Below are 12,589 nucleotides of genomic sequence, written 5' to 3' on the forward strand. Positions count from 1 at the left end.
CGTCCGGCGCTCCTCCAGCTCCCGCAGATAGCGCAACCGCTCCTCGAGCGTGCGCAGCTGCGCGTCGTCGAGCATCTCGGTCGCTTCCTTGCGGTTGTCGGTTGCCGGTTGTCGGCTGTTGCCGTCAGCCGAAGATGATGCCGTAGGCCTTGCTGCCCTTGAGGTTGTCGTAGAGGACGTCGCCCGTGGACTTCTTCCAGAGCTTGATGCGGTAGGTGTCGGGGGAGTCGGTGATCGTGATGCGGAAGCCGTAGCCGCCGGTGCCGTTGACGGTGCCGGAGCCCTGGTACTGGGCTTCGGAGTCGGTGACCACCAGCCAGTCCGAGGACGTGGCGCGGAACTTCACGTTGCCGGCCTTGTAGTCGAAGGTGGCGCTGCCGCTGGGGACGGTGGCGCCCTTCTTGTACTTGGCGCCGAAGGAGAAGCCGGCCGGACCGGTCAGCGTGGGCTTGGCCGGGTAGGCGCCCGCCGGCGAGGAGATGATGCCGACGCCCGCCACGGGGCCGGCCGCCCGGTCGTACACGATCAGCTCGGGGAGCTTGGAGCTGTCCGAGGCGCCGTCGTCATCGGTGACGGTGACCACCGGACGGTGGATGCCCGCCGCGGTGTACGTGTGGGTGGCCTCGCAGGTGGAACCGGTGACCGTGCCGGTCGTCGGGTCCGTACCGTCCTGCCAGTCGACCCGGCAGGACTGGGTGTCGTCGGAGCCCAGGTCGGTGAACTTCGCGGTGAGGGCGGTCCGTTGGCGGGCCGACACCGGAGCGCTCGGGCCCGCGGCCGAGGTGATCACCGGCGCCGCGTTGTCCACGGTCACGGTGAGCGTGTCGCTGCTGCGGCCACCGGTCAGCGTGACCTCGTACGTGCCGTCGTCGGCGCAGGTGACCGAGGTCAGCACGGCGTCGGGGTCGGCGAAGGTGCAGGGCGCGCCGTCCTCCACCGTCCACTTCGGGCTGCCCGCCCCGGAGATGGTGCCGGTGACGGGGATCGCGCTGCCCTCGGTGCCCAGGGCGTTCGGTCCGGCGTGGACGATGGTGACCGGGTCGATGCCACCGAGGGTGGGGACGACCTTCTTGATCAGGCCGTCGGAGTCGAACTCCATCTTGTCGAGGGTGGTTTCGCGGTTCGTGCCGTCACCGCCGGGGATGGCGAAGCGGTGGTAGGCGATGTACCAGTCGTCGGTGTTCGGCACCTTGACGACCGAGTGGTGCCCCGGGCCCTTGATGCCGAGGCTCAGGCGCTTCTCCAGGATCACGCCCTGCTTGGTCCAGGGGCCGGTGGGCGAGGAGCCGGTCGCGTAGGCGACGCGGTAGTTCTCGTCCCGGGTGTCGTTCTCCGACCACATGAAGTAGTAGGTGCCCTTGCGCTTGATGACGAAGGAGCCCTCGTTGTAGCCGCTGGGCGTGATGTTGGTGACCTTCGACGCGTCGAAGGAGGTCATGTCGTCGTTGAGGGGCACGACATACGCCCTGCCGTTGCCCCAGTACAGGTACGACTGGCCGTCGTCGTCGGTGAAGACCGCCGGGTCGATCATCTGGCCCGTGTACTGGCCGGCCTTCAGCAGCGGCTTGCCCAGGGGGTCCTTGAACGGGCCGGTGGGGGAGTCGGAGACCGCGACGCCGATGTTCGCGTCGGCGGAGAAGTAGAAGTAGTACTTCTCGTTCTTCTCCCCCATCGTCGGCGCCCAGGCCCGGCTGTCGGCCCAGCTCACGTCCGGACCGAGGTCGAGGATGACCCCGTGGTCCTTCCAGTGCACCAGGTCCTTGGACGAGTACGCCTTGAACTGCGTGCCGCTCCAGCCCGGGAAGCCGTCGGTGGTCGGGTAGATGTAGAAGGTGTCGCCGAACCGCACGATGTTCGGGTCGGCGTTGAGCCCCGGCAGGACCGGGCTCTTCATCTCCAGCGCCTCGACCGTCCAGGTGCGCTTCTCGCCGTCCGAGCCGGTGACCTCGTACGTCACGGGCTCGGTGAAGTCGCGGAGCGTACCGGAGGCGGGGCTGATGGACGCGCCGTGGGCGAGGGTGAACTCCGGGGCCAGGGCCTTGAGATCACTGCCCTCGGTCAGCGGAAGGGTGATCCTGCTGTCCGCGTCGTCGACGATGGCGTCGACCTTCAGCGCGGGGTGGGTCGCCGCGGCGATGCCCGTGGTGTTGCCGCTGAGTTCGAGGACCTCGGTGGGCGACAGGGCCCGGTTGTAGATCCGGAAGTCGTCCACCTCGCCGCCGAAGTACGGGTCCGGGGCGTACATGGACCTGCCGATGTAGCCGGAGTAGCCCTTCGAGGCGTCGTAGAGCTCGGAAGGCTTGATGGTGACCCCGGTCGCCCGGGCCGCCTGGACGCCGTCCACGTAGAGGACCGCCGTCTCGGCCGCGCCGTCCACGGTGACGGTGACGTGCTGCCACTTGCCCGCGGTGAGCGGGGAGCCCGCCGTCATCTGCTTCTCGCCCGACCAGGTGGCCTTGGTGATCGCCGAGAACAGCTTGCCGCCGCCGTTGGACGGGGAGGCGAAGAGGTACTTGTCGCTGTCCGGGCCCAGCCCGAAGAGCCACTGGAAGTTGTCCCCGCCCTTCCACTTGACGTGGGTGGAGACGGTGACGCTGCCGGCGCCCTTCAGGACGCCGTTCGGGATCCTGACGTACGGCGAGGTCGTGGAGCCGCTGTCCCCGCCGGACATCTTGAAGGAGCCGTCGTCCACTCCGGTGCCGAAGTCGGGCGTGCGGACGTACGTGCCGTGGTAGCCGTGGCCGCTGGAGTCCCGGGCGATGTTGCCGCCGGTCTCGTCGAAGTCGTAGCGCAGGAGCAGGTCGGCGGGTACCTCGGGGCCTTCCGCCGAGACCGTGACCTCGGCCTTGACCTTCAGTGCGGCGCCGTCCGGCAGGCTGCCGGTCACCGTGAAGGTGCCGGCCTGCGCGTATGCCGAGGCCGGGACCTCGTCCCAGGTCACGGAGACGGGTCGCTTGATCCCGTCCGCGTAGTCGGCGACGACCGTGCCCGGCAGGACCGGGGCGTCACCGATGCCCGTCGTCACCGAGACGTCCTCGACGGACTCGACGAGCTGGTCCGCCTGATAGGCGCGCAGCAGCCGGTCGTACTCGGCCTGGGTGACCGGGAGGACCGTGCCGTGGCGGGGCTTGCTGGGCAGGTCGTAGTTGGCGGACGGGGTCCACTCGCCGGAGTCGAGGTCCGTCGTCTCGAACGGGATGTAGCCGCGGCCGCCGAACTCGTCGAGGAACGCGTACCACTTCTCCTCGGTGTTGGACTTGAAGACCAGCGGCCCCTCGGCGGCGCTCATCGCCCCCTTGCCGATGCCCTCGGCGACGGCGTCGTAGGAGGGATCGAGGATCGAGTCGCTCTTCTCCTCGAAGATGAACTTGCTGTTGGGGGTGGACGAGGAGTTGTTCCGCTCGTCCTTGGACAGACGGTAGTACGTGTCGTCGTGCTTGATCATCGTGGAGTCGATGACCGAGTAGCCGCGGTCGATCCAGACCTTGGGCTCGCTGAAGGTGCGGAAGTCCCGGGTGGTCGCGTACATCATGCGGTTGTACGTGTCGCCGGAGTGCGCCTCGTTGTCGTACAGCTTCGACGCCCAGAAGACCACGTACTCGCCGAGCTTCTCGTCGTAGAAGGCCTCCGGCGCCCAGGTGTTGCCGGCCGCGTCGGGTGAGACCTTGACCAGGCGCTGGTCGGTCCAGTTCACCAGGTCGGTGGACTCCCAGACCATGATGGACTTGCTGCCGGTGCGCTGCGAGGCGTCCCAGTCGCCGTTGCCGTAGATCCGCAGGTCGGTGGCTATCTGGTAGAACTTGTCGCCCTCGGGGGAGCGGATGATGAACGGGTCGCGCAGACCCTTCTCGCCGAGCGTGGAGGTCAGGACGGGCTTGCCGTCGTTCAACTCCCGCCACTTCAAAGGGTCGTTGCCCTTGCTGAGAGCCGCGTAGAGCTGCTCGCCGTCCGAGGTGCCCTCGCCGGTGAAGTAGCTGAACATGTAGCCCTTGAGGGCTTCCTTGGCGGGGAGTTCGGGCACCTTGGCGGTGAGGACACGGGTTGTCTCCGCGTCGCCCTTGGTGACGGTCGCGGTCAGTTCGACGGTGGTGCCGCCGGCGCCGTGCGCGGGTCGGTGGACCACCCCGTCGGCGGCTACGACGTCCGGCTTCGCCGAGGCCCAGTTGACGTCCGTGCCGTAGGTGCCCTTGGTGGGGAGTGTGAGGTTGCCGCGTACGTCGTCGAGGTTGGCCACGGTCAGCGCCTCGGCGGCCTGCCGCGTGGCGGTGGCGTCGTCGAAGGCGGCGGGGACCGTGATGTCGAAGGTCCTGGTGGCGGACACCGACCCCTTCTTCAGCGTCGCGGTGAGCGTCGCGTGGCCGTCCGGCTCACCGGCGGCGGGACGGGTCACCGCACCGGTGGCCGACACCACGGAAGGCGTGTCGCTCGCCCAGCTGATCGCGGACCCGCCCGCCGTGCCGGTGGCCGGCAGGGTCAGGTCGGAGACGACGGCATCGGTGTCGCCGAGGGTGAGGGCGGCCTTGTCGTCGGCGACGCCCTGGGTGGCGACGGGGAGGGAGAGCTGCTCGACCTCCGAGCCGGCCAGCGCGCGGTCGTATACGCGGAAGTCGCGGATCCTGCCCTTGAAGAGCTTGTCGCCCGGATACACGGACTTGCCGAGATAGTTGGCGGTGGTGACGCCACTGCCGATGGAGCCGGGAGTGATGGTGACCTCCGTGTTGCGGGCCACCTCCACGCCGTCCTCGTAGAGCACACCGGTGCTGCCGGTCTGGGCGTAGGCGACGTGCTTCCAGACGGAGCGGGTCATCGGGCGGGCGGGAGAGGGCTGGGTGTTCTGTTCCGTCGACCAGTTGCCGGACGCGATGGAGGTCCGGAAGGTGTTGCCGGTGGTGAACAGGTAACCGTTGCCTGCGGTGCCGCTCGTGTTGCCGAAGCCGTAGATGAAGTACGGGGTGGACTGGGTGGAGTCGATCCGCACGTCCATCGAGACGGTGATCGAGTTCATGCCGCTCAGGACGTTGTCCGGCACCTTGACGTAGGTGTCGGAGCCGTTGAACTCCAGTCCCTCACCGCTGCCGGACCAGCCTGCGGCGCCGTTGACCGTACCGTCGCGGCCGTTGCCCGAGGCGTCGGCCACGGTGGTGCCGGAGGCTGCGTCGAGCTTGTACCAGAGGGCCAGGCCGTCGGTGATCTCCGCGCTTTCTGCGCTTTCCGCGTTCTCCGCCGCGTGCGCGGGGGTGGCGGGTCCGGCGATACCCAGGAGCAGTGACGCGGCGGTGAATCCCGCGAGTTGTCCGGCCCAACGTCTCGCGCGGCTGCGCGGTCGTGCGGATTGCATCGTTTCAAGTTCCCTTTGCTGAGGCGGCTCTGAAGAGAAAAAGAGAATGCGAGGCCTCAGCGGCAGGCAACCTTGCCGTTTCGTCTGTGTGACGTCGCGTTGCGAGAGTGTCAATCGAGGTGGAGTGCAACGTCAAGAGGTGAAGGGAAACGTGCGACGGGTCGGACGAGTTGTTGTTGCACTTGCCGATAGCCGCAGGTCAGTGCCGGGTTGATGAGCTGTTCGACGCGTCGGACGACCTTTGTCGGAGGTGGCGCGTGCGTATCACCTGCTGAACGCCGCCATGTACGCGCGCTCTTGGGGGTCGCGAGCCCGTATCGCGCCCTGCGCGGGCGGCATTCGGTGCCGGGTGCGCCCCGAAGGGGCGCGGGGCTGTGACATTTTGCGGCTCCGCCGCGATGGGGGTCCCCCCGGTCATGGGGGGTCCCCCGCTCGAGCGAAGCCGAGAGTGGGGGAGTGACCAGCCGCGACGGACCCACAGTCGACGCACCGCACTTCCAGTGGAGCGCTTGGTCGGGCGTCAGCCCTGGACGTCCGCGGTGGCGCCGCCATCCGCCCCGGTCAGCGGGATCCTCATGGTGAAGGCCGTCGAGCCCGGGCGGCTGGTCAGCTCTATGGTGCCGCCGTGGGCCCGCACCAGTGACCGGGCGACCGCGAGTCCCAGGCCGCTGCCGCCCCGGTCGCGGGTGCGCGCCTTGTCGACCCGGTAGAAGCGGTCGAAGACCCGCTCCTGGTCGTCGGCCGGAATGCCCGGACCGGCGTCGGTGACCCGTACCACCGCCGCACCGGCCGAGACGGTCACCTCCACGGTCACCTTCGTACCGGCCGGGGTGTGCACGGCGGCATTGGTGAGGAGGTTGTCCAGCACCTGCCGGATGCGCAGCAGGTCCAGCCGCATCCGCACCGGGTCGGGACCGGCCGTCACGGTCAGCGGACGGTCCGGCCGGCCCGCGCGGAACCCGTCCGCCGCCTGGTGCACCAGCTCCACCAGGTCCGCGTCCTCCAGCCGCAGCGGTGCCTCCACCTCGGCGGCGTCCAGACGGGCGAGCAGCAGCAGGTCGTCGAGGAGTACGCCCATCCTGGCGGCCTCGGCGCGCAGCCGCGCCAGGTGCTTGTCCCGTTCCCCGGGCTCGTTGGCCGCCGCGTACTGGAACAGGTCCGCATAGCCGCGTACCGACATCAGGGGTGTGCGCAGCTCGTGCGAGGCGTCCGCGACGAACCGGCGCAGCCGCTGTTCGGCCTCCGTACGCACGGCCAGTGAGTCGTCGATGTGTTCCAGCATGGTGTTGAACGCGGTGCGCAGCTCCTCGACCTCCGGACCGCCGTTGCCGCGGTCGGCGCGTACCGGCAGCCGCGCCGAGTCGGTGAAGTCGTGCGAGGTGATGCCGTGCGCGGTGTGCGCCATGTCGCTGAGCGGCTTCAGGCCGCGCCGCAGCACCGCGCGGCCGAAGACCACGAGCCCCACCAGCGCGAGCGTGAACGCGATGACCTGGACCGTGAACAGCTGGTCCATGGTGTTCTCGATGTCCTCCATGGGTGCCGCGGTGACCAGGACCACGCCGGGTTCGACCTCGCAGGCGCGCAGCCGGTAGGTGCCCTTCCCCTTGATGTCCGCGGTCCGGACCGTCTCCTTGGCGTGCGAGACCCGCAACGCCTCGGCCACGACGGCGAGTTCATCGGCGTCCGCCGGCACGTCGGCGGGCTTGCGGAGCACGGTCGCGCCGGCCGAGACCTCGTACGCGGCGGTGTACCAGCCGTAGTACGGCTTCCCCTGCACGGTGCCGTAGGCCGCGACGTCCTTGGACTGGGTGATCTGGACGAGCTTCATCTGGTTGCCCAGCTGGCGTTCCAGGTACTCCCGCATGTACGTCGACAGGGCCGCTCCGACGACGGCGAACACCACCAGGGAGAGCACACCCATGCCGAGCGCCAGCCGCGTGCCCAGGCGCAGCCTGCGGTAGGTCTGCCGGACGCGGCCGACCGCACGGCCGATCACTCGGCGACCTGCCGCACCACGTACCCGACGCCCCGCACGGTGTGGATCAACGGCTCGCCACTGTCGTCCAGCTTGCGGCGCAGCCGGCTCACGACCAGCTCCACCACGTTCGAGCGGCCGCCGAAGCCGTACTCCCAGACATGGTCGAGGATCTGGGCCTTGGTCAGCACGGTCGGCGACTTGCGCATCAGATAGCGCAGCACCTCGTACTCGGTCGGGGTGAGCGTGAGCAGCCGGTCGTCGCGCCGCACCTCACGGGTGTCCTCGTCCATGGTCAGGTCCGCGACCCTGAGGACGGACCGCTGGAACCCGGGCCCGGCGCTGCGGCGCAGCACGGTCCGCAGCCGGGCCATCAGCTCCTCCACCGCGAACGGCTTCACCAGGTAGTCGTCGCCGCCCCTGGTCAGTCCCGCGACCCGGTCGGCGACGCCGTCCCGGGCGGTCAGGAACACGACGGGCACCATCGTCCCGGACAGCCGCAGCCGGTCGAGCACGGCGAAGCCGTCCAGGCCCGGCAGCATCAGGTCGAGCACCACGATGTCCGGATGGAACTCGGCGGCGCGGTGCAGCGCCTCCTCGCCGGAGTTGGCCGTGACCGCCTCCCAGCCCTCGTAGCGGGCAACCGTCGCGACCAGGTCGGCGATGGGAGGATCGTCGTCCACGACGAGAAGTCGTACTTTTTCCACGTGCCCATAGTGCTTCACGTGTCTCCTGACGCCATAGCGGGGAGGCCGTCGGCGCCACATCGATAAACACTTGAAAGTTGTCCGACAGGTAAACGACAGCTCCCACCAGGCAGGCTCGGAGTCCCAGGACCCGGATCAAGGAGTTGCCGTCCGTGACGACTGTCCAGACGACCGTCCCCCCACCTCCCGCGGCGGTGCGCCCCAAGGTGGTGGCCCGCGCCGGCCTGTACGCACTGCTGGCCGCGAACGCCGCCGTGGTGACCGTGTTCTTCGTCCAGGCCGGGTTCGCCTCCAACACGCTGATCGTGCTGGGCCGGCTGGCCGGGCTGTACGGCGCGCTCCTGATGGCCTTCCAGCTGCTGCTGGTCGCCCGGCTGCCGTGGCTCGACCGCCGCATCGGCATGGACCGGCTCACCTCCTGGCACCGCTGGGTCGGCTTCGGCCTGCTGTGGACGCTGCTGAGCCACGCCGTTTTCATCACCTTCGGCTACGCCCAGTCGTCCTCGATGAACCCGGTGAACCAGCTGATCGACCTCGCCGAGACCGTCGAGGGCGTGCTGCGCGCGATCGTCGCGATGGGGCTGATCTTCGTGATCGGCGCCGTCTCGGCCCGCTACGCCCGCCGCAGGCTCTCGTACGAGACCTGGCACTTCATCCACCTGTACACGTATGTCGCGGTGGTGCTGGCGTTCACGCACCAGGTCGCGGCGGGTACGACCTTCAACGCGTCGTCAGCGGCCAAGACGTACTGGTACGTCCTGTGGGGAGTCGCGCTCGGCTCGGTCCTGCTGGGCCGTCTTGTGCTCCCGCTGTGGCGGAACCTGCGGCACCAGCTGCGCGTGTCGGCCGTCGTTCCCGAGTCGGACAACGTCGTCTCGATCTACATCACCGGCCGTGACCTGGACCGGATGCCGGCCCAGGCGGGCCAGTTCTTCCTGTGGCGGTTCCTGACCAAGGACCGCTGGTGGCAGGCCAACCCGTTCTCGCTGTCGGCCGCGCCGGACGGCCGCACCCTCCGCCTCACCGCCAAGACGGCCGGTGACGGCACGGCGGCCCTGCGCCACCTGAAGGTGGGCACGCGGGTCTTCGCCGAGGGCCCCTACGGCGCCTTCACCACCCTGCACCGCACCCGCCCCGACACCCTGCTCATCGCCGGTGGCGTCGGCGTCACCCCGATCCGGGCCCTGCTGGAGGAGCTGCACGGCCACGCGGTGGTCATCTACCGCGTGGCGACCGACCAGGACGCCGTCCTCTACGACGAGCTGCGGGAACTCGCCCACGCCAAGGGCGCCGAGCTGCACCTGGTGACCGGACCGGCCACCCCGGACAAGCTGGCGCCGCGCGAGCTCGCGAGCCTCGTGCCGGACGTGGCCGAGCGGGACGTCTTCGTGTGCGGGCCGCCCGGCATGACGGGCGCCGTCCTGCGCACCCTGCGCGAGCTGGACGTGCCCAAGCAACAGATCCACTTCGAGCGCTTCAGCCTGGCGGGATGAGAGAGACACCGTGAAACGAGCAATACCTGTTCTGGTCCTGACCGTCGCGGGCCTGATCCCGGTGTGGCGCTACGCACCGTCGACCGACACGTCCACCACCGAGGTCGCCGCACCCGCCTCGCCGCCTTCCTCGTCCTCGCAGGGCGCCTCGGCCCAGGTGGTCAAGGGGTCGACCATCAAGACCGAGAAGGGCCCCGTGCAGGTGGAGGTGACCTTCGACGGCGCCAAGATCAGCTCGGTGCGCATGCTCCAGCAGCCGAACCACCCGCAGACCGAGGCCGCCGTCCCGAAGCTGATCGCGGAGACGCTCACGGCGCAGAGTGCCGACATCGACACCGTGTCCGGCGCCACGCTCACCAGTAACGGATACAAGGAGTCGCTCCAGGCCGCCATCGACGCGCAGACGACGTCTTCCGCGGCATCTCCCTCGCCGGCCGCCGCGAACCAGGTCGTCGCGGGCTCGACCATCGACACGGAGAAGGGCGCCGTGCAGGTGGAGGTGACCTTCGAGGGCGACGGGATCAGCTCCGTGCGCATGCTCAAGCAGCCGAACCACCCGCAGACCACGGCCGCCGTGCCGAAGTTGATCGCGGAGACGCTCGACGCGCAGAGCGCCGACATCGACGCGGTGTCCGGTGCCACGATCACCAGCGACGGATACGTCGAGTCGCTGCAGGCCGCCATCGACGCGAAGGCCTGATGACATGAACCGCGTCGAGCACATCATGGGGCTGCCGATCTCGCTGAAGACCGGCGACGGCGACACCGACGGCGGCACCGAGGGGGATGCCTCCGCGGCCTCCTCGGCCGCCGACCTGGCGTTCGCGTGGCTGCGCGAGGTCGACGCGCGGTTCAGCCCGTTCCGTCCCGACAGCGAGGTGTCCCGGCTGGGCCGGGGCGAGCTCGGGTCCCACGAACTCAGCCCGGATCTCGTCGAGGTCCTCGACCTGTGCGAGCGGTACCGGGTCGAGAGCGGGGGCGCGTTCGAGGTGCGGCTGCCCGGTCGCGGCCTTGATCCCTGCGCGATGGTCAAGGGCTGGGCGGTGCAGCGGGCCGCCGACCTGCTCGTGGCGGAGGGCGTGACGACGTTCTGCCTGAACGCCGGCGGTGACGTGGTCTCGGCCGGCCGGCCGTGGCGGGTGGGCGTGCGGCATCCGGAGCGGTCCGACCGGCTGTGCACCGTCCTGGAGATCACCGACGGGGCGGTGGCGACCTCCGGGCGGTACGAACGGGGTGACCACATCTTCGACGGGCGTACCGGCCGTCCGGCGACCGGACTCCTGAGCCTGACCGTCGTGGCCCCGTCGCTGACCGAGGCGGACGCGACGGCGACCGCCGCGTTCGCGATGGGTGCGGAGGGGGTCGACTGGGCCGCCGGGCGGGAGGGCTGCGAGGTGTTCGCCGTGGATGCCGAGCGCCGGGTTCTGCGTACGCCGGGGTTCCCCGTGGCGGCCTGATCACCTGTCTGGTCACCGGCCTGACCAACCGCCCGACCACCGCCTGACCGACCAACTGAGTAAAGTCTGTCGGCAACATATAGAACAAAATTGTTGACAATGTTGTTGGACTAGATTTACGTTCGACAGGCACTCACTCAGGGAGAGCACATGCCGAACGATGCCCGCCCGAGTACCGGAGAGCAGGCCAGGCAGCACGCACTCGTGCAGCTGCGGCAGGCGATCCTGCGCGGCGAGATGGCACCGGCCCAGCGGTTGGTGGAGAACGAGCTCGCCGAGCAGTTCGGTGTGACGCGGGCCAGTGTCCGGGCGGCGCTGATCGAGCTGGAGTCGGAAGGACTGGTCGAGCGGATCCTCAACCGGGGTTCGCGGGTGCGGGTGGTGACGGTCGACGAAGCGGTCGCCATCACCGAGTGCCGGATGGTCCTCGAAGGACTGTGCGCGGCTAAGGCGGCCGTGGCGGCCAGTGACGATCAGCTGACCGAGCTGTTGGACCTGGGCGCGGCGATGTCCAAGGCCGTCGCCGACGGCGAACCGGTGACCTACTCCGACCTCAACCACGAACTGCACGCCCGTATCCGGCAGTTCTCCGGTCAGCAGACGGCCGTCGGACTCCTGGAGCGGCTCAACGGGCAACTGGTGCGCCATCGTTTCCAGCTCGCGCTGAGACCGGGACGTCCGCAGAAGTCCCTGGGTGAGCATCTGGCCCTGATCGAGGCGATCAGGGCCCGGGACCCGCAGGCGGCCGAAGCGACCGTCCGCGCCCACCTCGCGGGAGTGATCGACGCGTTGCGCGAATGACGCCGTGAGGGTGGGCCGACCGGCCTGTCCATCAAGGAGATTCAGCAATGACGCACGGTGAGAACGCCACCGGCGCGTGTCTGCCCCACGGCGAGCGCGGCGGGTTCGCCGGGGCCCGGCGCGAGGGCGGAGCGGGATCGTGACCGGGGTCGAGGCCGTGCGCTGCATGCTCATGCGCGGCGGCACCTCCAAGGGCGCCTACTTCCTGCCCGCGGACCTGCCGGCCGAACCCGCCGCACGCGACGACCTGTTGCTGCGCGTCATGGGCAGCCCCGATCCGCGCCAGATCGACGGCCTGGGCGGGGCGCACCCGCTGACCAGCAAGGTGGCCGTGGTCTCCGTATCGGCCGACCCCGAGGCGGACGTCGACTACCTGTTCCTCCAAGTCGGCGTCGATGCGGCGGAAGTGAGTGACCGTCAGACCTGCGGCAACCTGCTCGCAGGAGTCGGCCCCTTCGCCGTCGAGCGAGGGCTGGTCGACGCCGGAGACGGACAGACCACCGTACGGATCCGCATGCTCAACACCGCGGACCTGGCCATCGCGACGTTCCCCACCCCGGAGGGGTGCGTCGTGTACACCGGCTCCGCGGAGATCTCCGGTGTGCCGGGGACGGCCGCACCTGTGGTGATCGAATTCCCGCAGGGCGGCGGCCCGTTGCTGCCCACCGGCCAGGTCCGCGACATCGTCGCCGACGTGCCGGTGACGTGCGTGGACAACGGCATGCCGACATCAGCTGGAGTCCCAGGGCGGTGTACATCCCGACGTAGCCGCCGCCGACAACGAGAATGCGCGCACGTTCCTTCACTCACCTATGACG

The 12,589-nt window shown here is 69.4% G+C and carries 8 protein-coding genes; 5 read left to right on the forward strand and 3 right to left on the reverse strand.

Annotation, left to right across the window (positions count from 1 at the left end; all coding sequences use genetic code 11):
- Positions 1–124 precede the first annotated feature (124 nt).
- The 3 genes from AB0I18_RS49470 to AB0I18_RS49480 all read right to left on the reverse strand — a co-directional run bounded on the left by AB0I18_RS49470 (position 125) and on the right by AB0I18_RS49480 (position 8,020).
- Entirely contained in the window at positions 125–5,338 is a 5,214-nt protein-coding gene (locus AB0I18_RS49470) for a family 43 glycosylhydrolase (RefSeq protein WP_363112430.1), read from the reverse strand.
- Positions 5,339–5,858: 520 nt separating this feature from the next.
- Positions 5,859–7,334, reverse strand: coding sequence for a HAMP domain-containing sensor histidine kinase (locus AB0I18_RS49475; RefSeq protein WP_363112431.1), 1,476 nt, complete (start codon positions 7,332–7,334; stop codon positions 5,859–5,861).
- Entirely contained in the window at positions 7,331–8,020 is a 690-nt protein-coding gene (locus tag AB0I18_RS49480) for a response regulator transcription factor (RefSeq protein ID WP_363112432.1), read from the reverse strand. Before AB0I18_RS49480 ends, AB0I18_RS49475 begins: the two co-directional genes overlap by 4 nt.
- Positions 8,021–8,172: 152 nt before the next feature.
- On the opposite strand from AB0I18_RS49480, the gene AB0I18_RS49485 reads away from it, so the two are divergent.
- The 5 genes from AB0I18_RS49485 to AB0I18_RS49505 form a co-directional block, all read left to right on the forward strand.
- Positions 8,173–9,513: a ferredoxin reductase family protein gene (locus tag AB0I18_RS49485; protein WP_363112433.1), complete on the forward strand. Its 1,341-nt coding sequence runs from the start codon at positions 8,173–8,175 to the stop codon at positions 9,511–9,513.
- 10 nt (positions 9,514–9,523) lie between these two features.
- Positions 9,524–10,213, forward strand: a complete 690-nt coding sequence (locus tag AB0I18_RS49490; protein ID WP_363112434.1) for an FMN-binding protein — start codon at positions 9,524–9,526, stop codon at positions 10,211–10,213.
- A 4-nt stretch (positions 10,214–10,217) separates the two neighbouring features.
- The gene (locus tag AB0I18_RS49495) at positions 10,218–10,970 is read left to right on the forward strand and encodes an FAD:protein FMN transferase (protein ID WP_363112435.1); all 753 of its coding nucleotides are present in this window, start codon (positions 10,218–10,220) and stop codon (positions 10,968–10,970) included.
- A 150-nt stretch (positions 10,971–11,120) separates the two neighbouring features.
- Positions 11,121–11,771, forward strand: a complete 651-nt coding sequence (locus tag AB0I18_RS49500) for a GntR family transcriptional regulator (RefSeq protein ID WP_363112436.1) — start codon at positions 11,121–11,123, stop codon at positions 11,769–11,771.
- 139 nt (positions 11,772–11,910) lie between these two features.
- Positions 11,911–12,589, forward strand: a 679-nt coding sequence (locus AB0I18_RS49505) for a PrpF domain-containing protein (RefSeq protein ID WP_363112437.1), incomplete at its 3' end; no start/stop codon positions are given.

The organism is Streptomyces sp. NPDC050704 (assembly GCF_040654355.1).
In the GTDB taxonomy this organism is placed as follows: domain Bacteria; phylum Actinomycetota; class Actinomycetes; order Streptomycetales; family Streptomycetaceae; genus Streptomyces.

Bases quoted from the DNA above. Each gene is read 5' to 3' on its own strand.
- AB0I18_RS49470 (WP_363112430.1), bottom strand. From the start codon at position 5,338: ATGCAATCCGCACGACCGCGCAGCCGCGCGAGACGTTGGGCCGGACAA.
- AB0I18_RS49495 (WP_363112435.1), top strand. From the start codon at position 10,218: ATGAACCGCGTCGAGCACATCATGGGGCTGCCGATCTCGCTGAAGACC.
- AB0I18_RS49500 (WP_363112436.1), top strand. From the start codon at position 11,121: ATGCCGAACGATGCCCGCCCGAGTACCGGAGAGCAGGCCAGGCAGCAC.